General features: G+C 35.3%; 26 protein-coding genes, 1 pseudogene and 3 riboswitches. Of the genes and pseudogenes, 18 read left to right on the top strand and 9 right to left on the bottom strand.

Features of this window, described 5'->3' with window-relative positions; genetic code table 11:
• Positions 1 to 213: 213 nt before the first annotated feature.
• A riboswitch (cobalamin riboswitch) is annotated at positions 214 to 403 on the bottom strand.
• Positions 404 to 482: 79 nt separating this feature from the next.
• A riboswitch (SAM riboswitch) is annotated at positions 483 to 593 on the bottom strand.
• Between the two features lie 281 nt (positions 594 to 874).
• Complete coding sequence (locus tag NKG37_RS17520; RefSeq protein WP_254415011.1) at positions 875 to 2,188, bottom strand: IS1380 family transposase; 1,314 nt, start codon at positions 2,186 to 2,188, stop codon at positions 875 to 877.
• Positions 2,189 to 2,487: 299 nt separating this feature from the next.
• On the opposite strand from NKG37_RS17520, the gene NKG37_RS17515 reads away from it, so the two are divergent.
• The 4 genes and pseudogenes from NKG37_RS17515 (at position 2,488) to NKG37_RS17500 (ending at position 5,617) form a co-directional block, all read left to right on the top strand.
• The gene (locus tag NKG37_RS17515) at positions 2,488 to 2,817 is read left to right on the top strand and encodes a YolD-like family protein (RefSeq protein WP_016204667.1); all 330 of its coding nucleotides are present in this window, start codon (positions 2,488 to 2,490) and stop codon (positions 2,815 to 2,817) included.
• A 15-nt stretch (positions 2,818 to 2,832) separates the two neighbouring features.
• A complete protein-coding gene (locus NKG37_RS17510; protein ID WP_016204668.1) occupies positions 2,833 to 4,098 on the top strand; it encodes a Y-family DNA polymerase in 1,266 nt (421 codons plus the stop codon).
• Positions 4,099 to 4,331: 233 nt separating this feature from the next.
• Positions 4,332 to 5,071: pseudogene (locus NKG37_RS17505) on the top strand (AAA family ATPase).
• A gap of 72 nt (positions 5,072 to 5,143) precedes the next feature.
• Positions 5,144 to 5,617 carry a hypothetical protein gene (locus NKG37_RS17500; RefSeq protein ID WP_254415010.1) on the top strand — a complete coding sequence of 158 codons (474 nt, stop codon included), beginning with the start codon at positions 5,144 to 5,146 and terminating at the stop codon, positions 5,615 to 5,617.
• Between the two features lie 37 nt (positions 5,618 to 5,654).
• Here NKG37_RS17500 and NKG37_RS17495 read toward each other — a convergent pair whose 3' ends face one another.
• Positions 5,655 to 5,870 carry a hypothetical protein gene (locus NKG37_RS17495; protein ID WP_254415009.1) on the bottom strand — a complete coding sequence of 72 codons (216 nt, stop codon included), beginning with the start codon at positions 5,868 to 5,870 and terminating at the stop codon, positions 5,655 to 5,657.
• A gap of 138 nt (positions 5,871 to 6,008) precedes the next feature.
• Positions 6,009 to 6,091: riboswitch (cyclic di-GMP riboswitch) on the top strand.
• Between the two features lie 72 nt (positions 6,092 to 6,163).
• On the opposite strand from NKG37_RS17495, the gene NKG37_RS17490 reads away from it, so the two are divergent.
• Both NKG37_RS17490 and tnpA read left to right on the top strand, forming a co-directional pair.
• On the top strand, positions 6,164 to 6,358 hold the full coding sequence (locus NKG37_RS17490; protein ID WP_254415008.1) for a hypothetical protein: 195 nt from the start codon (positions 6,164 to 6,166) through the stop codon (positions 6,356 to 6,358).
• Between the two features lie 153 nt (positions 6,359 to 6,511).
• Positions 6,512 to 6,979 (top strand): IS200/IS605 family transposase, encoded by a 468-nt coding sequence (gene tnpA / locus NKG37_RS17485; RefSeq protein WP_100525941.1) that lies wholly within the window; start codon positions 6,512 to 6,514, stop codon positions 6,977 to 6,979.
• A gap of 781 nt (positions 6,980 to 7,760) precedes the next feature.
• On the opposite strand, the gene NKG37_RS17480 is transcribed toward tnpA, so the two are convergent.
• Positions 7,761 to 8,810, bottom strand: coding sequence for an LLM class flavin-dependent oxidoreductase (locus NKG37_RS17480; RefSeq protein ID WP_101729976.1), 1,050 nt, complete (start codon positions 8,808 to 8,810; stop codon positions 7,761 to 7,763).
• Positions 8,811 to 8,995: 185 nt separating this feature from the next.
• Between NKG37_RS17480 and NKG37_RS17475 the strand changes: the two genes are divergently transcribed.
• The 4 genes from NKG37_RS17475 to NKG37_RS17460 all read left to right on the top strand — a co-directional run bounded on the left by NKG37_RS17475 (position 8,996) and on the right by NKG37_RS17460 (position 10,796).
• Positions 8,996 to 9,553: a GNAT family N-acetyltransferase gene (locus NKG37_RS17475; protein WP_016204674.1), complete on the top strand. Its 558-nt coding sequence runs from the start codon at positions 8,996 to 8,998 to the stop codon at positions 9,551 to 9,553.
• A 17-nt stretch (positions 9,554 to 9,570) separates the two neighbouring features.
• On the top strand, positions 9,571 to 9,813 hold the full coding sequence (locus NKG37_RS17470; protein ID WP_016204675.1) for a DUF2164 domain-containing protein: 243 nt from the start codon (positions 9,571 to 9,573) through the stop codon (positions 9,811 to 9,813).
• Between the two features lie 271 nt (positions 9,814 to 10,084).
• Entirely contained in the window at positions 10,085 to 10,414 is a 330-nt protein-coding gene (locus tag NKG37_RS17465) for a YolD-like family protein (RefSeq protein WP_016204676.1), read from the top strand.
• Positions 10,415 to 10,430: 16 nt separating this feature from the next.
• The gene (locus tag NKG37_RS17460) at positions 10,431 to 10,796 is read left to right on the top strand and encodes a YhjD family protein (protein ID WP_016204677.1); all 366 of its coding nucleotides are present in this window, start codon (positions 10,431 to 10,433) and stop codon (positions 10,794 to 10,796) included.
• Positions 10,797 to 10,913: 117 nt separating this feature from the next.
• Here NKG37_RS17460 and NKG37_RS17455 read toward each other — a convergent pair whose 3' ends face one another.
• Positions 10,914 to 11,468, bottom strand: coding sequence for an AAA family ATPase (locus NKG37_RS17455; protein WP_169188425.1), 555 nt, complete (start codon positions 11,466 to 11,468; stop codon positions 10,914 to 10,916).
• A gap of 160 nt (positions 11,469 to 11,628) precedes the next feature.
• On the opposite strand from NKG37_RS17455, the gene NKG37_RS17450 reads away from it, so the two are divergent.
• The gene (locus NKG37_RS17450; protein ID WP_254416415.1) at positions 11,629 to 12,486 is read left to right on the top strand and encodes a manganese catalase family protein; all 858 of its coding nucleotides are present in this window, start codon (positions 11,629 to 11,631) and stop codon (positions 12,484 to 12,486) included.
• 150 nt (positions 12,487 to 12,636) lie between these two features.
• Here the strand turns inward: NKG37_RS17450 and NKG37_RS17445 are convergent, their stop codons facing one another.
• A complete protein-coding gene (locus tag NKG37_RS17445) occupies positions 12,637 to 13,752 on the bottom strand; it encodes an IS4 family transposase (RefSeq protein WP_100525938.1) in 1,116 nt (371 codons plus the stop codon).
• Between the two features lie 563 nt (positions 13,753 to 14,315).
• Here NKG37_RS17445 and NKG37_RS17440 point away from each other — a divergent pair.
• A complete protein-coding gene (locus tag NKG37_RS17440) occupies positions 14,316 to 14,957 on the top strand; it encodes a cupin domain-containing protein (protein ID WP_212116551.1) in 642 nt (213 codons plus the stop codon).
• A 473-nt stretch (positions 14,958 to 15,430) separates the two neighbouring features.
• Here the strand turns inward: NKG37_RS17440 and NKG37_RS17435 are convergent, their stop codons facing one another.
• Positions 15,431 to 15,610: a hypothetical protein gene (locus NKG37_RS17435; protein ID WP_040344164.1), complete on the bottom strand. Its 180-nt coding sequence runs from the start codon at positions 15,608 to 15,610 to the stop codon at positions 15,431 to 15,433.
• A gap of 167 nt (positions 15,611 to 15,777) precedes the next feature.
• On the opposite strand from NKG37_RS17435, the gene NKG37_RS17430 reads away from it, so the two are divergent.
• The 3 genes from NKG37_RS17430 (at position 15,778) to NKG37_RS17420 (ending at position 17,309) form a co-directional block, all read left to right on the top strand.
• The gene (locus NKG37_RS17430) at positions 15,778 to 16,260 is read left to right on the top strand and encodes a hypothetical protein (protein ID WP_016204681.1); all 483 of its coding nucleotides are present in this window, start codon (positions 15,778 to 15,780) and stop codon (positions 16,258 to 16,260) included.
• An 89-nt stretch (positions 16,261 to 16,349) separates the two neighbouring features.
• Complete coding sequence (locus NKG37_RS17425; RefSeq protein ID WP_254415007.1) at positions 16,350 to 16,805, top strand: CBO0543 family protein; 456 nt, start codon at positions 16,350 to 16,352, stop codon at positions 16,803 to 16,805.
• A 33-nt stretch (positions 16,806 to 16,838) separates the two neighbouring features.
• On the top strand, positions 16,839 to 17,309 hold the full coding sequence (locus NKG37_RS17420) for a CBO0543 family protein (protein WP_016204683.1): 471 nt from the start codon (positions 16,839 to 16,841) through the stop codon (positions 17,307 to 17,309).
• 88 nt (positions 17,310 to 17,397) lie between these two features.
• Here NKG37_RS17420 and NKG37_RS17415 read toward each other — a convergent pair whose 3' ends face one another.
• Positions 17,398 to 18,105, bottom strand: coding sequence for a DNA alkylation repair protein (locus tag NKG37_RS17415; protein ID WP_016204684.1), 708 nt, complete (start codon positions 18,103 to 18,105; stop codon positions 17,398 to 17,400).
• A 147-nt stretch (positions 18,106 to 18,252) separates the two neighbouring features.
• On the opposite strand from NKG37_RS17415, the gene NKG37_RS17410 reads away from it, so the two are divergent.
• Both NKG37_RS17410 and NKG37_RS17405 read left to right on the top strand, forming a co-directional pair.
• Entirely contained in the window at positions 18,253 to 18,801 is a 549-nt protein-coding gene (locus tag NKG37_RS17410) for a GNAT family N-acetyltransferase (RefSeq protein WP_016204685.1), read from the top strand.
• 152 nt (positions 18,802 to 18,953) lie between these two features.
• Positions 18,954 to 19,331 carry a CBO0543 family protein gene (locus tag NKG37_RS17405; protein ID WP_224428245.1) on the top strand — a complete coding sequence of 126 codons (378 nt, stop codon included), beginning with the start codon at positions 18,954 to 18,956 and terminating at the stop codon, positions 19,329 to 19,331.
• A 255-nt stretch (positions 19,332 to 19,586) separates the two neighbouring features.
• Here the strand turns inward: NKG37_RS17405 and NKG37_RS17400 are convergent, their stop codons facing one another.
• On the bottom strand, positions 19,587 to 21,071 hold the full coding sequence (locus NKG37_RS17400) for an ABC transporter transmembrane domain-containing protein (RefSeq protein WP_254416414.1): 1,485 nt from the start codon (positions 21,069 to 21,071) through the stop codon (positions 19,587 to 19,589).
• Between the two features lie 151 nt (positions 21,072 to 21,222).
• Entirely contained in the window at positions 21,223 to 22,068 is an 846-nt protein-coding gene (locus NKG37_RS17395; RefSeq protein WP_016204689.1) for an AraC family transcriptional regulator, read from the bottom strand.
• Positions 22,069 to 22,349: 281 nt separating this feature from the next.
• Between NKG37_RS17395 and NKG37_RS17390 the strand changes: the two genes are divergently transcribed.
• Positions 22,350 to 23,342 carry a DUF3231 family protein gene (locus NKG37_RS17390; protein WP_016204690.1) on the top strand — a complete coding sequence of 331 codons (993 nt, stop codon included), beginning with the start codon at positions 22,350 to 22,352 and terminating at the stop codon, positions 23,340 to 23,342.
• The last annotated feature ends 55 nt before the right edge of the window (positions 23,343 to 23,397 follow it).

Here is a 23,397-nt window from a genome sequence, read left to right as displayed (position 1 = left end):
CCCCATTTCCTATTTTTTTATCTCAGGCAAAAGTTAGTAAAAAAAGTCTGACGTCCACATTGTATCTATATAGAAGCTCTCTACCTTCTTGCTTCTTAGATAAATAGTGGAGTCAGACTTTTATGAGATACGCTCATTTAAGTTCAGCACTAACTAGAATTGAGACAATCTTTATCCCAACACATATTCTCCCTCCTCTATATCCACGTAGAGTAGCTTGCTTACAAAATAGGCAGGTCTCCTGACTTAGAATCATCACTCCTTCTCCCCTTCCCATCTAAAAAAGACAGTGGATATGAGAATTTGCTCCTCCTCACAGTGGCGGGACCGTGCCGGACTCTAACCGGTCTTCCCTTTTAAGCTATGAAGTGGAATTCACAGCACCTATTTGCGGTTATTCAGTTTTTTCGTTCATTACGAGAAAAATAAAAACCTCCCTTATTTATAAAATAAGAGAGGCTCCGTCTTGTATCTTTATCCCCCTCTTATTTTTCAAAGCCATGAATGGCTTTGCTGGAATTAGCACCTTTTCTTTAAAAAGAATGGTTGCTGAGGTTTCAATGGGCCAGTCCCTCCACCTCTCTACATAAGAGTTTTTATTCACTTTTTCGAATTAACAAAATATTAGCACGATAAATTCTTGTTGTCAATTCTTGTTTTATTGATTATTAAGCCTGAAATATTCATAGCACTTTAAAAGATGCACGTTTTTCTAAAATGCAGGTGAGAGTTTTCTATCTTTTTATAAGATTGAACATTTTCTAACCTTTAAAATCTAATTAATTTATTTCCCATTGGAAATGTCCTATTTTTAGGCAGACTTCTCCCCTTAACTGAAATTTAAATTTTTTTCAGTTGGTAAAACCAAGTTAAGCTACTCAATCTGGAGTTTTTGTATTTGACCCAATACGTTCCAAAAGAATTTCTGATAGACAAAACTTGATGACAATTTAAAGTAATAAGATCTACCTGATTTCACTAGTTTACTGGCAACTTTAATAAGCCTTGTACGTATGGTATCAATTTGCATCATCTTTTGACCTTGTGGAAAGCAAATGGTTCGTAACCAATTCGTTAAATTATAAGCAAGCAGGCTTAGCATCATTTTTACCGTGTTGACTTGAAAAGAATGACTATTCATGTGATCCAAATAAAAGCCATTCTTTGATTCCTTGATATAGTTCTCCATCGTTCCTCTTTTTTGATAAGCTCGTACGATGTCTTTTGGAGAAGCTATTTCAAAATTTGTAACAAAAAAGGAATGGGCAAAAAGTAATTCACCAGCTGGTCGTACCGATTGGATAATCACTTTTCTTGGTTTCGACCATGACTTGGCTTGATAAGTGGCTTCTTCAAAATAGCGCTCTGTTTCTGAAACATCTCGTGGTGCAGAAGAAGGATGGTATTCTTTAGCAAGACTTTGTAATTGTAGGTTAGATTTTAATCGGATCACATATAAAACGGATTCCTTTTCACACAATTCGTACAAGGCGGGGACGGCAAACCCACTGTCTCCACGAAGGAATAAATTCGTTTCAGGGAACTTTTGGTTGTAGTGTTCAATTAATGGCTGAATAAACTCAACAATACCATTTGAAGTATATACATTTCCGGGACGAAGCTTCGCTTTAAGAAAGTCACCTGTAGCACCATCAAAAGCAACCAATGGATGAAAACCCATTGTTCCATAATGCGTATTGTAGGAAGAATCCTCTTGATTTCCATAAGTATCAGAATGGGTTGAATCCAAATCGATAAATAAAGCTTCGGACCCCCGAAATGAATGGATTTTATCAAGTAATTCTTGGTTTGCTTGATTTAAATGATCAATAGACTCTTTATCAAAACGTGTGTAAAAACGAGATAAACTCGGTTGTGAAGCGAGCGCTGGCGTTCCTATGATTTGGGTGAAAACTGGATCTTTCGTTAAATGATCAGCTGCATCATCCTCGGAATAGCCCGCAATCATTTGATAAATCTTTTGACGTAATAAGTTCTCGTTTGAATGGAGGTAATAGGCCCTAGAATCGTTTAACCTCAAATGATTTTCTAGTGTTTTTGAAAATCCAATTTTCTCATCGAATTCCCTAAAAAGAAATTCACCAGTATCGGAGGACAGATCCCCTCCATCATTTGACAATTTAATTTTGCGATTGAAATCAAGGGTAATTTGCGGTAAAGTAGCCATTATAAGAATCCTTTCTGTGGTTATTTCGTTGGTGTTTTAACCTTATCAGAAATGGATTCTTTTTTCATTTATCAAGTGAATTAACATTTAACAAAAAAGCTTATTGGAATAACGATTGTAACCAATTAATGATTTTCTATGAATAATTCAGGTTAAGAATTCTTTTGATAATTTTTGGATGCGCAAAATTTTAAACGTTATAATCTTTTTCCTCATTTTACAAGTTATTTTTCTTTTATCTCTTCTTGATTACGAACGTTTGTTCTGTTATAATAGAGCCACTGAGGAGATGATTTAAAATGCTACGTGATCGAGGCACGATTAAATGGACAGCGATGATGTTGCCAGAGCATGTTCAAAGTATAAAAGACGCTCTAGAGGAAGCAAAAAAAATAAAAATGCCTATTTTAGAAGAAGATAAAATACAAGAAATGGAACTACTTTTACTCGAAGGAATCGAATATAATCTTTTGCTTCACTATGATATTTTTAAAAATGGGACGATTTATCGTTTAACCGGCCAAACAACCTATATTGATCATTTAAAACGTGAGCTTCGTATTCTAGATACGAATAATCATACGCACTCTATTCCTTTTCACAGCTTAGTAAACATACAAAACGATTAAAAAAGGAGCATTACCGTGTTTGATTATACGCAATTTCCCAATAGAGCGATTCTGTGTATTGATATAAAAAGCTTCTATGCGAGCATTACCGCTGTCACAAAAGGATTAGATCCCCTCGCTTGCCATCTTGTTGTGGTCGGAAATACCGAACAAAAAGGTAGCGTTGTTCTAGCGGCATCTCCTGCCATGAAGAAAGACTTTCGCATAAAAACAGGCTCTAGACTTTTTGAAATACCAGATGATTCTAGAATTATCGTAAGTAATCCACAAATGGGACTATTCGTTCGGGTATCGACCGAAATAACGAAATTGTTTTTTCGATATGTCCCTCCTTCTGCTGTTCATACCTACTCTGTCGATGAAAGCTTTCTTGATGTAGGCGGAATGGAAAAAAGCTTAGGCTCCCCATTGGAAATAGCACAGAAACTAAAAGCGGATATTATGCGGGAGTTTGGTTTGCCTTCCACTATTGGAATCGGCCCAAATATGCTTATGGCAAAGCTTTGCCTTGATTTAGAAGCAAAAAAAGCAGATAACGGAATCAGCAGCTGGTCTTATGAAGACATTCCTCATAAGTTATGGCCTATTTCCCCTTTACGCGATATGTGGGGGATTGGAAAACGAACGGAAAAAACATTAAATAATATGGGGATTTTCTCTGTTGGCCAATTAGCGCGTTATGATTTAGCGTTGCTGGAGAAAAAATTTGGCATTATGGGTAACCAGCTTTACCATCATGCCTGGGGAATTGATTTATCTGAAATCGGCGCCCCCATTATGCAGGGACAAATCAGCTATGGTAAAAGCCAAATTTTATTACGGGACTATAAGAAACTCCAGGAAATTAAATCTGTTCTCCTTGAAATGTGTGAAGATGTAGCCAAAAGAGCACGAAGCAACCATCATGCAGGGCGGACGGTCACATTAGGTATTTCATACAGCAAAGATGAATTCAGCGGCGGTTTTCTGCGCTCTCGAACAATCGAAAATCCAACGAATATAACCATGATTATTTATCAAGTTTGTCTGGAATTGTTTCAGGAAAACTACCGGGGACAAACTGTTAGACAAATTTCTGTTTCTATTACAAAATTAGAGAATGATTATGACATGCAATTAGATTTATTTGATACAGGTGGCTGGAAAAAAAGAAAGCTTGGATATGTTGTTGATAATATTCGAAATCGCTATGGATCGACCGCTCTCCTCCGTGCTGTTTCCTACACTTCTGGCGGTACTGCCTTACAACGAGCTCAGCTTCTTGGCGGGCATAAAAAATAAAGGCTGTGTTCTAAAGGATTATTGTCTTTTCAATAGAAAAAAAACAATTAGTTGGAAAAATGGAGCAGCTGGAATACACGAAGACACCACGAAGATTAGCGAGACAGTCTGAGACCCCAGAAGCGAATGAGGAGGCTTAAGCTTAGCCCCACGGAAAGCGAAGTGTATTCCGGCTACCGGGTAATCGCAACAAACTTTACGAAAACAGCCAAAATAAAAAATGAGGTGTATCAATGCTAAAGAGAATCCGATTAAAAGAGGAAAATATCCTGTCAAAAAGTCAATATCCTTTTACTATTCCTGCCCTTAGCAATTTTAGCTCTCTTGATTCAAAAGTAAGGTGACGTTTTTCGTTGGGGAAAATGGATCTGGAAAGTCTACCTTACTTGAAGCTATTAGCTATCAATGCCAATTCAACACAGCAGGCGGCGGCAGAAATAACAGTTATGACGTTCATTCTTCCCAGTCCGATTTAGGAGAATATTTGCAGCTATCCTGGTCCCCTACTAAGCTAACGAATGGATTTTTTCTACGGGCAGAATCTTTTTATCAATTTGCTACACATATTGATCAACTGGATGAGCTCGATCTGAAAAAAAAATATGGAAGCTATGGTGGTAAATCATTATTAGAGCAATCGCATGGTGAATCCTTTCTCTCTCTCTTTCTTCATCGCTTTAAAGGAGAAGCAATTTATTTACTGGATGAGCCTGAAGCAGCATTATCACCGCAACGGCAACTAAGCTTTCTCCGCATCCTCCATGATTTAGCGGAAACAGAAGACTGCCAATTTATTATTGCCACCCATTCTCCTATTCTATTAGGGTATCCTAATGCAACGATACTGAGCTTTGATGGAGACCAAATAGAGGAAACAGAGTACGAAAATACGGAGCACTATCAAATCACTAAATACTTTTTACAGTATCGCGAGAAAATGTTAAAGGATATATTCGAGGAAGAGGATATGTAAAAATTTAGAAAATAGGATAATCTAATCAAAAAAGTAAATAGTATAACTATCTGATTGCTTAAGGGGATTGCTATGATTGGATTATTGCTCTCTGTCTTTTTATTTAACTTTATTGCTTATAAAACAAATAAGAAATTAACATGGAACCAAATTTTACATATATGGCTATTCACTATCTCTTTCCAGCAACTTTTTGATTTATATGTAGATGTAGGATACCATACCTACTGGTACTTCAGTAAATCAGAAGTGGATTGGGAATCCATTATTCACATTTTATTTTTAGTACCACCTGTCAATATTATTTTCCTAAATCTTTATCCGATGAAAAAGAGTGTTCTACATAAAGTTTTATTTATTTTCACATGGAATTTTATCATTGTAGGATATGAGTGGCTCACTTTACTCCCATCTCCATGGGGTTATTTTCATTATGGCTGGTGGCGACTTTCCTACTCGTTTCTCATTAACCCGATCTTATTATTTATTTTAATAAAATATTATAAGCTAATATCTAAGCTGGAGAAGAAATCCCTTTCGGCGTAATTCCTGTAGTGAGTACGCCTTAGTTTTTAGTTTTTTCTTATGATTGTTTGGTTTGGCTGATATATTGAAGATTTGGCTGATTTCTTCTTGAGTTTGGCTGATATATTGAATTTTTGGCTGATTTCTTCTTGAGTTTGGCTGATATATCGAATTTTTGGCTGATTTCTTCTTGCGTTTGGCTGATATATTGAATTTTTGGCTGATTTCCTTTTGCGTTTGGCTGATATATCGAATTTTTGGCTGATATCCCCAAACATGCGGATTAAAATCATTATTTATCCTTTCCATTTCTGCTTACTAGACAATAAATAGGACTATAAACTCACTTTTTTTACAAAAATATAAAAAAATCATGACTATATACCTTGAATTAACGGAATAACATGGTAAAATTAAATTTGGGCAAATTTTACGAAAGTAAAAGACGCAAAGCCACGGGCCTAAAGCAACTGCTATGGCAGCCGGGTTGCCAAGATTATATCGTATATCTTGTTAATAAAATCTTCCTGTCTAATTTGCCTTATAAAATTAGAAAAGAGGAATGTTATGGTTATGTTTTACCCAACTGTAGTAACTGATGCAAAACCGTGTGTTAGACATGTTGTAAAGGACAAAAATTATTGTATGTGTGGATCGAAGTATAAATCGTATTCCACCTTTAAAAGATCTGACTTTAAACGAATTGAATTTAAGCAGGTAACTGATATCACTTGTCCTTACTGTCAATCCATCATTAATTAATGATGGATTTTTTATTTGATGGTTTCGAAAACCCCTGGCTATGCCGGGGGTTCCGGAGAGCTTATAGCGAGGTAACAAAAAAACCTCCTTTCATGGTAGGATAAAGTTGGTTTCCCGACCACTTTATCTCACGCAAGAAGGAGGTATGCCCTTATGAAGGACATGAACAGTTTAGCACATACAACATGGAATTGTAAGTATCACATAGTCTTTGCCCCAAAATACAGAAGGCAAATTATTTATGGCAAATACAAAAAGAGTATAGGACAAATCATAAGAGAGCTATGTGAAAGAAAAGGTGTCATTATACATGAAGCAAATGCCTGTCCGGATCATATCCATATGTTGGTTAGTATTCCACCAAAATTAAGTGTATCGCAGTTCATGGGTTACCTAAAAGGAAAAAGTAGCCTGATGATATTTGATCGACATGCGAATTTGAAATATCGCTATGGGAATCGTAAATTTTGGTGTCGTGGTTTCTACGTTGATACCGTGGGGAGAAATAAGAAACAAATACAAGAATATATAAGAAATCAGCTGAAAGAAGATTATATGGCTGATCAGCTAACTTTGTTCGAAGAATTCGATCCGTTCACGGGTGAGAAAAATCGGAAGTAAATAAAGAAATTCTTTAGAATTGGTGAGTGAATGTGGTGCAGAAGGGAAACCTTTTCAGTGGGCCTTTAAGGCCGAGGCCGGTAAGAGAGGCTTTTAGCCGCAGAGCAAACCACCAGTTCACACTGGTGGTTTTGATTTTGTACGGCTTACGCTCACAGACACAGATCAACTTTCGCTACTGTATATTTTTCGATTCAAATTATCATTTTTAGGATAGTATCGAAAAATTGACGAAAACTAAAAACGGTTTCATTTTTCACCATTAAAAACTTTTAAAATGGAGATGGTGACCTATGTCGATTGTTTTTTTTGCGAATATGCATGGTTTTAATAAGTTGGGGAAGCCTGTTGTTTCTTCCAAAATCAATTATCAAAAAATTTATTCCCGTCACTTTTTTCTCTGCTTCTATTCTTTTAGTTGAAACACTTTTATCCCTTATCTTTAAATGGTAGAAAGTAAAAGGTGGATTAAACTCACTAGTCGCAGATGCATTGGGATTTATATTCGGCCCTTTTGTAGTCATTAATATTTGGATATTTCATTTAACACATAAAAGGTTTCTTGTATATACATTAGTAAATTTAATCATGGATCTTATTTTTGCTTATCCGTTAAATGCATTTTTTCAAAAAGTAGGCTTCTATAAATTGAAAAAATTCACATCTATTCATTTATTCTTGACTTCATATGGCCTGTCTTTTCTTAATTACTGGTTTCAAAAATTTATCGTATCAGATAAAAATATTGGGAATGCTCGCTAAGAAGCATTCCCGATATTTTTTAGCTTTCACTTTCCCATGCTGCGATTTCTTTGCGGACAAGTGGAGCTACTTCTGTACCAAGCAATTCAATTGCTCGCATCACTTGATCATGGGGCATGCTGCCAACAGGAACATGGAGCATAAAACGAGTAATACCAACGTTTTTGCGCAAAGCAATAATTTTATCTGCTACTGTGCGTGGATCTCCTACATACAGTGCTCCGTTTTCACTCCGGGCTGCATCAAAGGTTTCTCTTGTATAAGGTCCCCATCCTCTTTCTTTTCCAAGTACATTCATTGCATATTGGGTAGACGGGAAGAAAGCATCTGCTGCGAGTAGTGTATCCTCTCCAACGAACCCATGAGAATGAGAAGCAACCGTTAACTTTTTCGGATCATGGCCAGCATGCTCAACTGCACGGTAATAGAGATCTACAAGAGGTGCAAATTGCGCTGGATTTCCTCCAATAATTGCTAGAACTAGCGGTAAACCAAGAATCCCGGCACGTACTACAGACTCACTATTTCCTCCGCTTCCAATCCATATTGGCAATGGATCTTGCACTGGACGAGGATAGACGCCTAGATTATTAATGGCTGCACGATGCTTTCCACTCCATGTTACTTTCTCTGATGCTTGCAATTTTAAAAGCAAGTCTAATTTTTCATCAAATAATTCATTATAGTCATTTAAATCATAGCCAAAGAGCGGAAATGATTCAATAAAGGAACCGCGGCCAGCCATAATTTCGGCACGTCCATTAGATAATCCGTCCAAAGTTGCAAAGTCTTGAAACACGCGGACTGGATCATCGGAAGAAAGAACGGTAACTGCGCTTGTTAAACGGATATGACTTGTTTGTGTGGCAGCTGCTGCTAAAATCATCGCAGGTGCTGAGGCTGCGTAATCTTTTCGATGATGTTCCCCTACACCAAAGACATCTAACCCCACTTTATCTGCTAAAATAATTTCCTCTACTACTTGGCGAATTCTTTCTGCATGGCTAACTACCTTCCCTGAATGTGGGTCTGGTGTAGTTTCCACAAATGTACTTATTCCTATTTCCACTATCTATATATCCTCCTTAAGAAAACACAATAATCGTAAAGCAAAATGATCACTTCTTCTCCTATTAAAACAGGAGATGTCTCGAATTACAACTATTGTGTTCACGAAGAAAAAAAGTAATGAACTTCCAATCGATTTCCCTTACAATGAAAGAACATACATAATTTAACTGGAGGGACACATAGATGTTTCAGTATACAATCAATGAGGATTTAACCTTAAGAGTGTTTCGTTTAGACGATGCGGAAGAATTTTTTCAATTAACAATGAAAAATAAAACTTATTTAAAAGAATGGCTCGGCTGGCTCGATTACACGCAAACAGTAGATGACACAAAAGAGAATATTCGCCAAAGGCTTCAAGGAATTCTTGAAACAGGAGGCTACCCAAAATCTGTTGCCATCCTGTATAAAGGAAGTATAACTGGAACAATCGGCTACAATGAGATTAACCGTACGAGTAAGATTGGGAAAATTGGCTACTGGTTAGGTGAAGAATATCAAGGAAATGGAATTATGACAAAAGCATGCCAAGCTTTTATTTCATATGGATTCACTGAATTAAATCTTAACCGTATCGAAATTGCTGCAGCAACCGAAAACAAAAAAAGCAGAGCACTTCCAGAAAGACTAGGGTTTACAGAAGAAGGAATAATCAGACAAGCGGAATGGCTTTATGACCATTATGTAGACCATGTTATCTATGGTTTGCTGCGCGAAGAATGGGAAAAGAGCCCAAAATAAAAAAAGGTGGAGTTACGATGTTTTATAAGCTTACAAAAGAACAGCAAAATGCCATGATTGCAGATATTCAATACTTCTTCTCACAAGAAAGAGAGGAAGAGATTTCTGAATTTGCCGCAGAAAGAGTACTAGACTTTGTGAAGGAATCCCTTGCTCCTCATTTTTACAATGCTGGGGTTAAGGATGCCAGAAAAATAGTCGAAGAAAGAGCAAGCTCTCTTGAAGACGAGCTATTAACGCTGGAAAGGCCTACTAAATAAGAGACTTTTGTTCTCTTTCTATCCAAAGGTGAGGCTCAGCCCTCTCCTTCTTTTTGTTCCTTTTCGAAAATCAACTCCCTATAGATTTGTTTCTATTCACAAAAAAGTATCGGACGTGATTCATCTTCCATTGTGTTCATACTCTGCGCATTTTTTCATTTACATATATTTGTTCATTTAGCATACACTAAAAACGAACAAACGTTCTTAAAAATATATTGAAAGGAACAAGCGTTCTAGTTATTATAATAGATAGAAGGAGTGTGTTTTCATGATTAAAGACCGTGGAACAAAAAAATGGGTAGCGCTAATGCTGCCAGAACATGTTGCTGCTGTGAAGGAAGAGCTATTAAATGAGAAGAAAGTGAAAAAACCAAAATTAGATCAAGAAAAGTTAAATGATATCGATTTACTGATTCACGAAGGAATGGAATACCATTTGTTCCTGCAATTTTCATTATTTAAAAATGGGTTTATCGAAATACTCATTGGAAGAACCGTTTTTATTGACTACATAAAAAGAGAACTTCGAATTGAGGAAGAAACCAATACCATTCACTATATTCCATTTCATCTGCTGATCGATGTGGAACGCTTGTAATTTAGAGGAAATCACCATGAATAGACTATCAAAGGAAGACACAAAAATACTGGAACATCTCATTTATTTGCCCCTCTTACTAACTGTTTTAGAAAGAGATTACCAGCAAGCAAAAACAACTCCCTTTAAACTTAATCAAGTTTATCTAAATTTAATTGAACATACGATGAAAAAAGTCCAAGATGACTTAAAAGGATTCAAGGAAAAAATGCGTCAAAAGAAAATAAAACTAATAAAGGGCAATTTGGATAAGAACTTTACCGAATACCATTACTATGTAGCAAACTATCACGAAGTCCATCGATTTGCTAATACAGAATTAAAAGCAAATACAGAGAAGTTATTATCTTACTATTTATTTAAGGAAAATGATGTTTTTTAAGATTTTTTTGCCTTATTAGATAAAAAAGATTAAAAATCCTGAGTGGAATGGAGCCGAGGAAACTGCACTCTTCACTCAGGAACCATATTTTTTAGCAGCATGTTTATAATTAATGCTCTAACCTTTTGTAAGATTAACAATCAAATCCCTAATAATAGGTACATCTTCTTCCTGCTTCACTGTGAATAGATAATCGGCTTCCCCTTCTGCTGGATCTAGTGCCATGCCCCCTGTTTGCTCATGCTGACGATTAAGAATCTCTTCGTAAGTAGACGCCGTTCTTAAACGTAATATATCCCGCTCACTTTTGGCAATTCGCACCTTTAGTAGGTCTATCGGAAGATTAAAATGTACAAGGACCGTCATAAAACCATTTGTTTTATAATATCGAAGCAATTCCATCCGACTTTCGCGATTACGATTAGCATTACTTAAAATAAGATGACAGTTAGAATGATTAACAGCATAATCCACGATTGTTTTTGTCAGGGCATGTTTAATATGATTAGCTCCATCCTTTGGCAAAAGTTTTTCATAATATGTCTGTAAAAATTCAGCATGATTATCTTGATCAATAACAAGCGCATTTCTAAGCCTGCTTTCTAGCATCTGGGCAAATGTTGACTTTCCACTGTGCGTCATGCCAACCGTCATGATGACTAACCTATTCATATTTTTCCCTCCATCAAATAATTACTACATTTACTCTAACAAAAGCAAACACCTTTTCCTATCAAAAAATTTCCATTTTTGAAGCTTCCTGTATAGCCTTATCCTCTTTTGGAATGATAAAAGGGATGTGCAGATTATGAAAAAGGAGATAGATGTACGCATGTATTTTTATAGAGAAGATTTAATCAATATGATTGTCCCCGACAAGCCAGATCCCAATGCCGCAAAAGTGTTGCAAGAAGCATTAGGTGGGCAATTTGGAGAAATGAGAACAATGATGCAGTTCTCTTTTCAAAGTGCCAACTTCCGCGGAAAAGCAAAGCAATATCGTGATCTTATCCGCGGGGTGTTTTTGGAAGAACTTAGCCATGTAGAACTTGTTCAATCCACGATTAATCAATTGCTGAACGACTCAGGTGAAAATATGCCAGGTAATTTAGCCAGTGACGGTGCACCTTTAGATGATGTAATCAAAGGCGGCGCTAACCCCCATCATTATATTATGGGCGCTAAATCCTCTCTTCCTGTTGATGCAGGGGGGAATCCCTGGAATGCATCTTGGGTATATGATCATGGGAATCTAATCGCAAATCTCTTAAATCATGTTGTTCTAGAGTCAACAGGAGTGCTGCAAAAATCACGAATTTATGAAATGAGCAACAACAAAACATTAAGAGAAACAATTGCCTTTTTAATCGTCCGCGATAACGCGCATCAAAATGCCTTCGCTAAAGCATTAGAAACATTAGGCGTAGATTGGGGAAAAATTCTTCCTGTTCCTAACTATGATATTAATAAATATCCAGAATGTCGAAAATATGTGGACATGGGCTTCCATAATGCACAATTTAATTTCAGGCTCGATAATACAAGAATCGGTGAGATTTTCCAAGGAACAACCCCTAGCCGAAATAACGGCGACTTGAATGTTGTTCCACCACCTCAAGGTTATCCAGTTCCAGAGCTACCAGATATGCCAAATGAACATGCACCTGGTCTTTCTGATTTAAATAATTAATTTCACTAGTGTTGCATAAATGTTGTTAGAATATTCAGTTTAAATATGTCCCCTGTTAAGAGCCAAAAAAGTAAATACCCAACTAAAGGTGGATCCATCCATTTGGAAATTTTTTACAATTAGACTTAAGAGACGACGACAATTTGTTTATTAAGGAATGGTTTTTCCTTCAATCTTTCGAAGCCAAATATGTGCTGGTTTCCACAAAGCTGCCCGTAAATATCGGCTAATTTGTAGGGTTTTTCGTTTACTTTTTGTCTCGATTTGTGCGAGAACATGCAGGCAAAAAACAATAAGTGCGATAAACACTTGATTCTGAATTGCCCATTCGCTTTGGCCGTAAAACTTTTTGATATGGAGATGTTGTTTAATCCATTTGAAAAATAACTCAATCGCCCAGCGTGATTTATACATCTTTGAGATTTCTTCAGCACTTAAATCAAAACGATTTGTGATTAAATGAAGCTCATTTCCTTTTGAATCAATCACTTTTAGAAGACGAAAGTAATTTTCGGCACGGTTTTGCGTCGTACCAATCAACACCATTTGATCCGACAAAACAGATGTATTCTCGGGTAGTTTAAAATCGTAAACCTCCCGTATGACTGCGTTTTTTCGCAGCCTAGAAAGGAAAAAGTAGCCGTCATCTGTCATCCGATCAAAGCGTTCGTAGTCTAAGTAACCACGGTCAAACACATACATACATTCCTTGTCATCAACCATTACTTCAAGCTGACCGCGGTCATGTTCTTTGGCCGTTGTCATAATGGCCTTTTCGGGATAGGATATACCTTTTTCCATAAACACAAGGCGTAAGTGCAATTTAACACCCGCTTTTGTTTTGCGGAATTTTGCCCATTTATGATTAGTCAAATTGAGAGGCAATGTGCTTGAATCAATGATTTTTAATGGCATCACAAGTTTCGTGTTGTGCGTTTTGGCATGAATTTGTGAAACTAAATCAAGGAAAAGCTTTTGGAATAAGTCTGGATTCATGCCATTTAAACGGCGTGAGAGTTGGGAAATACTGATAGAATCAAGATCAATGCCCTTTTGCAGTTGATCATCGAAAAGACAATCGCTCAGCGCATGCAGACTTTCGACTTCTTCTAGCTGCGCAAAAAGTAATAATTTTAGAAATGACTCTGTCGTTAGTTTTTTCGTATAGAAATCTAATTTCAACGTTTTCACGTTTTCTTCAAATAATTGAAGATTTATTGGTGAAAACCATTGTCCAAATGAAGTTTTTCGTGTAATCTTGTCCATGCGATAGTCCTTTTTAGTGGATTTGGACGGGTTACCACCTAACTTATCCATTATAAAGGACTTTTTCTTTGCATAAAATGATAAAATTGAACATTTCAAGTATTTTTAATAGTTAAATTAAATTAACGCAACACTAGTGAATTAATTTTATATAAAAAAGAAGCTGAAACATAAGTATTTTCAACCAAATAACCCCGAACGATTATACGTACATGATAAGAAAAGTTCGTATAATTGTTTTGGGGTTTTATTCATTTTAAGAAAGACGGTTTGCGGTGATCACCTGCAGCCTGAAGGCACTTCGCTTTCCATGGAGCTGCGTGTATTCCGTCTGCTTTGTATTTCCTACTCATTATATTTTCTTTTAAAAAAATGATGGAACGAGTTGGTTTCGCCACGAAATTAGAGATTGTTCGTCTTTATCTATTATATATTTTGTTTTGTCCCAGTCTGTTTTTCTTGCCATTTCCTCTTTATCACCATTGTGATTTCAAAAGCATATAAAAAAATAAGATACTATTCCTTTTCTTTGTGCCAAAATTTATGTATTGGAGGCAAATTTCATGTCAAAGTCGGGCTATATTCCTGATAACACTAATATTCATCAATCAAGCGGAACTCCCAATCTTATTTATAATACGCGTGACAATGTGCTTTTTGAAAGAAATCCAGAAAATATCGCTTATAAAGTAACCTCTACTCAGTTGCCAGCCATGATTGGTGGGTCATTTGTCGATTTATTTTTAACAAAAGGACATATGAGAGAACCCCATTGGCATCCAAATGCTTGGGAATTGGATGTCATTGTATCAGGAGAAGCGATGATTTCCATTGTTGATCCTGATACACGGAAACTGCATCATTACCATGCAAAACCTGGTGATGTAGTATTTATACCAATGGCGTGGTGGCACTGGATTCGACCAGCCACAGATAAATTGCATTTACATCTCTTTTTTAATAATGACCAATTTGAAAGTGCGGAAGGTTCTGATACATTGCGCCTAACTCCGCCAGAAGTATTTGAAGCAGCTTATGGAATAGATTCAAAAAAGGTTGCTGATGCATTTTCAGCACTGAAAGAATCTGTTATCATCGGTCCGCCTGATTCAAGCCGAATCCAACCACCATCAGCTTCAAAGCAAGAAAAAACGTCCCCAGATAAGATATCCATACACATTAATCAAAAAAGCATTGATTATTGAGCTTCCTTATTAGTTATATAAAGTTCAACTAACCATCAGTGGGGGTTTTCCTTGCTCCCCCACTGATGGTTAGTTGAACTAATCGGACCTTTACGGACAGTTAATCTCCCACCTTTCTTCCTCGTATACTCATAAGCTTGGGGGAGTCTTACTGTCCGTTAAGAGTGGGATAAAAAATCGCTCTACTCAGGATGAATGAGCAGAGCTTTTGCTTGTTCCTAGCTGGCAAAAATATTGGTTGTCCATCCACTTTATCATATGCATTCATTTCGATTTGGCTATTGAAAAACAGCATTTTTTTCTCCTGATTCTTGGAGAACTTACATAGTACAGATAACCAAATTTAATTTTAATGAAATAAGTGCATTATCTTACTTCTACCTCAATATATATGATCAGGCAGGTGATAATTTGATGTTACAATTGTTTCTAGAATTAGTCTCATTTCTAATCCCTATTAACAAATACAAAATCTAAAGTTTAATGGTTATGTTTGGAAACATTATGATAAAGACAGCAAGCAGTAAATATGTTTGCTGTTTTATCATCGAATCCCCTCTTCTAATCTCCACCGCTCCAACTTTCTTCGTTAAAAGGGCAACCCATTGTATATAAGAATCCCAAAATCGCAATCTAGCATTTATGTTTAGCAACTAACTCTTCCCATTCCTCTATAGACAACTAAAATCGTTACAAATATAAACACATTAAAAAAATACTTTTTAAGAATCATTTTGCATCTTTATAAATGACTCTAAATGTAAGAAATTACTATTTAAATTTCAGGTATAATTTAGTAAAATAAAGGAAATATTATGCAATGATAGGAGAAATGATCAATGTGGTTGGCTTAATAATTTCAATATTTGTTTTTAACTACTGTGCTTTCCGATTAAATAAACATTTAAACAAAAATCAAATTCTACATATCTATATTTTTTCCATAGCGTTTCAACTATTATTTGATATAATAATTGATTTTAAGCTTCATGCATATTGGTATTTTACGATAGCAATAGAGTGGCATGTTTTATTGTATGCTTTATTTTTAGTACCTCCAGTTAATATACTCTTTCTCAATTGCTTTCCATTCAAGAAATCTATTACAAAGAAAATAATTGCCATCTGCCTATGGAATTTTGCTTTCTTACTCTATGAATTCATTGCCCTTTTCCCAGAACCTTGGGGCTACTTCCATTATGGTTGGTGGAAATGGTGGTATTCCGCTTTACTTAATCCTTTTTTATTATATTTAGTTATTACATATTATCGTTTTATCCAAAAAATAGAAAAATCAATATAACTTAATAAACTAGGACTTCACTTTTCGGATACTTTCTTTCCTAATGGTAATACTATGATTAACTATCTATTTGAGCAGGTGAAGTTACCATGAATATGGAAAGATGGATTTTAGTCGGAATTATTGCAATAAGCATTCTTGCTATTTTCTTGTTTGTTCCGAGAAAAAAAGCTAGAGAAGCGTGGGTATTATTTTTATCCCTGCAGATTATCACTTGGCCTGCTGGATTACTTGCAGTTGAATGGAAAATGATTGACTATCCAATTCAGCTTTTCTCCTTTGCAAACGAATTTAATCGTTCTAGTTTTACGTTTGAATTTTTTCTTTTTCCCGTAACAGCGATTATTTTTAGTTTATACTTCCCTAAAAAATTCAGGAAAATCGGTACATTCTTTTATTACTTCCTCTTTGCTGGATTCTTCACTTGTCTGGAAGTTATCATAGAGAGACATACAGAACTCGTGGTCTATCAAAGTTGGCACGGCTCTTATACACTAATATCCGTAATGGTCACATTATTTATTAACCATACCTATTATAATTGATTTAAAAAAGAGCTAAAAGGAACGGAAATATAAATGAATAAGGAACTAGTTATTTTACTTCTTTCATGGATTGTCTGTTTGTTTTTACTCATTAAATTTATTCCAAAAGAGAAAAAACGGTATTTTCAAATTATCTTTTTATTTGCTCATGCTACAGCATGGATATTTCAACTTATCCAAGTAAATATGAAGTTAGTAAGCTTTCCATACCGAGAATTTGAGCAGGCAACAAAAATGAGTTTCTCCCTCTATTATTTAGTTTTGCCGACCTTTGCTGTTTTTTTCATTCTTTATTATCCGGAAAAGAAGAATTGGATAAGAGTATGGATTCATTACCTAATTTTCAGTAACGGTATGCATCTTTATATGTTTTTAATAGAGAGAAGCAGTGATCTTGTGCATGATATTGACTGGCATTGGTGGTTTGCTGTCAGTATTGATCTAATTGTTTTATATCTTGTTAAAAAGTTTGCTTTCTGGTTTAGGAAAGGCTTTAAAGAATGACAATAAAACAAAAGGCCAAATTTCCCTTTTTGACTATAGGGGAATTTGGCCTTTGTTTCGCTATTCTACTTGGAAAGTTTGATTAGGTTTAACATCTTACATATTTACGTTTAAAGCCAAGCATGCCTCTATCTACTTCCTTTTGAATTCTTTCCGAAACATTAGAAACAGTGCTTTTTTTCTTGCCCTTCTTAATTTCCACTAATCCTACATCTTTAGCAGTTTCGACTGCTTTCTCATGAAGGGGCACAAAGGAAATAGCCACAGTAGCAATAAAGTTATTCATCGCCGATTTCACCGTATCTGGAGATTGGTGAATTGTATTTTTCACTTGATCGAGCATACTCGCAAGCTTACTTTCACTAAATTCAGCGTCCTGTCGATTTCCTAAAAGCCAGCAATAACAACTCCACCCAGCTGACATTCGTAGTTCTTCCCCGCTCTCAATCCATCTATCAGCAACAGCTTGGGCAAAATTTGTTTCTGCTAAAGATACTGCCACCACGAAATCGGACAGCATATAAAAATAAGCAGCATCTATCCATCGCTCAAAATCTTCCTCTGTCATAATTGGAGGATCACAAATGACACCAGCAAAATACATGGCATCATAGTTACCCGTTGCATATAACTCTTCAGCTAAAGGCTGATTTTTCTTTATTTTTCTAGCAATCGGCTTCATCGCCCCAGTTGCTACACCAAAAACTGGCTCCTTAGCACCATTGTTCATATACATCTTTTTCAGCCTTTCCTTTCCAAGTGCTTCGAGTTCTTGCATAACGGTTTCCAAATCCATTGTATCCCTTCCTCCTCCAAAATTCTTGCATGTTATTCTTACAGACGCTTCCTTCTATCATGAAAATATAGAAAAAAAGGATTTATCCGTTCGTTTGTTGAAGTATGTACTAAAGTCTATTGTATTTACTATTAAGGAGCATTGTCAATGAAGCATACATTCCCAATTATCGAAACAGAGCGTTTACGCTTAAGAAACGTAACTTCTGAAGACGCTAAAGATATGTTTACATACTTATCTGATCAAGAAGTTGTTCAACATATGGGGCTTGAACCATACAAGTCTGTTGAGGATGTCTTAGAGGAAATAGATTGGTACAAATCAATCTGGGAAAAAGGCACTGGAATAAGATGGTGCATTACATTAAAAAATGAGGATACCGTGATCGGTAGCTGCGGTTTTCTAAATAGGCAGCCAAAGCATTATAAATCCGAAATAGGCTACGAATTAAGCAGAAAGTATTGGGGCCAAGGCATCGCCGGCGAGGCGTTAGAAGCTGTGCTTGCTTATGGATTCCAGCATCTTAACTTAGAAAGAATCGAAGCATTAATCGAGCCATTAAATATATCTTCACAAAAATTAGTGGAAAAACACGGTTTCTTACGTGAAGGTTTATTAAGACATTATGAATATACATGCGGAAAATTTGATGATTTATATATGTACTCTATTCTTAAGGGAGATTTTAAGGATTAACCAAAGCCCTGTTCTATGAGCAGGGTTTATTTAAAGTTTATCGCTATCATAGTCTTACCATATACTTCAACTTATTCCCCATTAAAAATTCACGATGAAAAATTCTACTTTGGTTAAACTAAAATTAAAACAAAGGAGAATGAAGAATTACGATGAAGAGACAAAAACATGAAAAAATGTTCTTAAGAATTTTATGTGTGATAGGAATTGGTTCTTTCTTTCATCTACTTCGAAAACCTCCATTAAAAGATTGGCTGATTATTTTCTTACTGAAAAGTTATATAGCCTCTATTTTAGATAATCTTTTAGTAAAAAAAGGATATCTAACCTATCCAGTAAAATTGTTAAAAACATTTGATGTTAGTGTACTATTTAGCTATCTGCTTTTCCCTGTAACTTGTATCTACTACAATCAAGTAACGAAAAATTCAAGCATTGCAGGGACATTGATGAAGACCTTATTGTTTAGCGTTCCCTCTACATTTGCTGAACACTGGATCGAAAGAAAAACAAATTTAATTAAATATTAAAAATCTTGGACATCCGCACATAGTTTTCTTTCAATCGCAGGAACGTTTTTATTGGTGAAATTAATAATGGGCTTGATTAGCAAAGCGGCTATTAGGCAATCAGGAGAGAACTGATTGCCTTTTATTCCATTTTACTATCTTTCTTATATCCTTTTGTCGCTAAGTATAAAACTTCGTAAAAGCGAATGTAAACTTGCTACTGTTCGTTTAGATTATTAATTTATCTTCTATATAAAAGGAACGACTTCATAATTCTTAAGATTTTTCTAAACACATAGTTCCATTGTCAATTTTATGAAAATTACCGTCTTTGTAATGAAATATAATGTTCATATAATGTAAATATGCATCTGAATGCTCAATGAAAATGCATATTTTATTCATTCGTAAATCAGCCAAATTCCGAAAGATTTTCTCTGCGGTGCTTATATCCAATGAGCTAGACAACTCATCAAAAAGAAGGATATCAGAGTTTGGTTTAGCTAGCGTTTGGGCAATAAGAACTCTCTTTCTTTCTCCTCCAGAAAGTCTGCTACCATTCATACCAATTGGGATATCCTGATGCCGTTCTAAAACATTTTCAAGACAACTTAATGATATCAATTCATTGAATTGTTTTCTTGTTATGTTAGGATTGGCTAATTTGATATTTTCCTCGATTGATAAATCAAATAGATAGGCATCCTGCATTAAATAGGAGACATGAGGCTTCGCGATTGATTGACCACCTTTATAAAATTCCACGCTATTTTCCCCTGTATCATACAACTTGGATAAAATCTTCGCTAAGGTGGACTTACCACATCCGCTAGGTCCCATAATACATATGTTAGCTGGTTTCGTGACAGTAAAGCTCAGATTATCAATAATATTTTTATTTTCATAAGCAAAAGATAGTCCCGAAACTTCCATTGTGTCAATTGATTCAGCCACAGCATTTAGGAGACTATCTTCTTTAAGGGAAAAAATACTGTATATACGGTCAAGGGAAATGCGAAGTTTTGTTGTTTTATTGCGAATCTCAACAATTTCTAAAAAAGGGTCTGTCAGCATATGGTTATATAATAAAATCGCAAGCATACTACCAATTGAGACCTGTTGTTGGTGTACCATAAATGCAGATACGATAAGGATTGTTCCAATTGATAGCATGAACAATAAACCAATAAGATTTTCTGAAATATTTTCAATGTAGCTTTGCTTTATATTAATCTTCTTTAATTTGTTATTACGCTCCTGTACTTTCGTTGTATAATGTTCTTTATATTGAAAAACTCGAATGGTTTTGATACCAGAAATCCCTTCCAGAAAAACTTTCCACAATTGATGCGATCCTTTTCTTTGGTTGGTAATATTGATATCTGTTCTTTTTTGAATTGCATGAGAAGCAAAAGCTGTTATGATACCTAATGGAACCATTATAAACGTAAGCTGAATGTTAATTGTAAGCATGTAAATCAAAGCAGTACAAAAAGAAGTAAAGGCAAAAACAGATTGGATAACAGGCTTCATTAATTCATTATTAACATAGGTACAATCTTCCATTAAAATATTGGATGTTTCAAATACATTCTTTTTCTCTAATGCCAATAGATCTGCATACATCAATTTTCGAAAAAGTTTTAGCTGTAGATTATTTCCAACATTGTATTGTACATAGTCTGCCATACTTCGGGAGATTGCTTGAAAACAATAATTTATAACTTGAAATAATACATAAAGACAGCCAAAATAGACAATTTGACTTGCTGTTGCTTCTTCCGAAAGACTGTTAACAATCTTCTCAACAAATTTAATTGGTACTAATGCAGTGATAACACTTTCCTAACAAACAGCCCTCTCTATGAAAAAAGAAGGCTTTTTGTTATTCAAACCAACATTTATAAAAGTCTTATTTAGAAATGATTGGCACCCATAATTCATGCCGTGGTTTGTGTCCTGGCCCATAGTAACATTCCATGCATGGTAGATTGGCAAGTTCATAACCAGATGTAGGAACCCACTCGGCATATAATCGTTTCCAGGCTTCTACAATATTTGGAAAAACAGCCCATGTTGCTGGTGGAATAATTAATGTTTCCATTCCTTCCCTTGCATCGCCATCATACCGAACACCCGTAAAATAATTAAATGCTTCATCCATTATGGCCGCTTCTTTCCCACACACACCCAAGATCCCTTCCAGCGAACACTTTGGATTTTCCCATGACAGATCAATCAATTCCTGCATAAATCCATCTTTTTTCGCCTTACTCCAAATCGTTGGAATTGTTTTAAACGCTCGACTTGTTTTAACCGAATTACTCTTCCCAATGATTCTTAATTCAAAGTCTAAATTTTCGATTCTATATTCCATTTCCGTATCTCCTTTTATGGATAACTGAAAGGAGATTTTAGGAAAGGCCTTCAGTTGTGTTCCTTGCTGGCGGCATTCCGAAGGTTTTATTCCATGTAATTTTTTAAAAGCGCGAGAAAAAGCATCAGCTGATTCATACCCATACATATTCGCAATCTCTAAAATTCGCTTATCGCTTTTTTGCAACTCAAACGCAGCAAGAGTTAAGCGTCTGCGTCTAATATATTCGGATAAAGAAATTCCTGATATAGATGCAAACATTCTTGAAAAATGAAATTCCGAACAATAAGCAATCTTCGCTAATTGTTTGTAGTCTATTTCTTCTTCTAAATTCTCTTCTATGTAGTCTAAAACATTGTTCATTCGATCAAGCCAATCCATACATTTCCTCCTTTCGTTATCTATTTTAAGAAAATGAAAGACGTTTCGTACGACATTTATTGCCTAAAAAAGTAGCTTTTATAGAGGTAAAGGACAGCTGTGGCATGACTCCACATTCGTGGAATAATATTTGTTGCTTTTAGCAAAAAAAGAAATTTTAGATTCTCTCCGTTCTTTCCTTTATTTCAATCTATAAGCTCCCTTCATCTCCTTACAAAAATTAATAGCAAAAAGATATTTAGGGCATACTATCATCAGTTTAATAAATTGGAGGTCCATCTATGAATAATAAGCAAAGATTAACTTCTTCAGAAATTACAGGATTGTGGACGCAATATATTCAAAATACCATGTCGACTTGCATTAGTAAACATGTTTTAGCAACAGCTAAAGATCCAGAGATTCTTTCTCTTTTTAAATTTACTTTAAATCTCTCTCATAAACATTTAGAAATGGTTAAAGACTTTTTTAAGTCTGAAAATATAGACCTTCCAAATGGATTTACAGAAAATGATGTTCATTTAAATGCTCCGGCTCTATTTACAGATAACTTTTGGTTAATTTACATACATGATATGACCTTGCATGGTCTATCCGGATACACTCTTTCTTTTAGTAATTCCGCCAGAAAAGATGTCCGAAACCATTTTTATCAATGCAATATTGATACAATGGATCTTTATAATAAATCAATTGAAGTTCTATTAGATAAAGGAATCTATCAACGATCTCCTTATTTTTCTACAAAACAAACTGGAAAGTCTCCTACCCAACTAACCTATATAATGGACTCATTTGGAGACAAAAGGCCTTTGAATACTATGGAGGCAGGAAATATTTATTTTAATTTAAAGAAGAGCATTGTAACGAAAACACTACTTAATGGGTTTAAACAAGTTATTCAAGATAAAGAAATTCTTAAGTTTATGGAGCAGTGCTCACAAACAATTCATAAGAACATCAGTATTTTCACTTCTTTATTTGAAAAAGAAAATCTTCACTCTCCAAACTTACTAGATGGAGAAACAACAAATTCTGTAGTTGCACCTTTCTCAGAAAGACTAATGACCTTTCATATAGGTTTTCTATTTCATTTAGCAGCAACGTATTATACAACTGCCATGATAACAAGCATGAGAATAGACATACTAGGACATTGCGACGCAGCCATTTTAAGAGATTTAAAAACAATTTCGTTGTTCGGTAAACTAATGATTAAAAAAGGATGGATGGAGCAATTACCAGAGGCAGATGACCGAACAGAATTAACTTAATTTTATATTTACATTAAGAAGAACAAGAAACATAAATAAAAGAGATGCCGTTTTA

The organism is Niallia sp. RD1 (genome assembly GCF_024219955.1).
Classification (GTDB): domain Bacteria; phylum Bacillota; class Bacilli; order Bacillales; family Cytobacillaceae; genus Niallia; species Niallia alba.
This window is presented reverse-complemented; position numbering and strand designations above follow the sequence as displayed.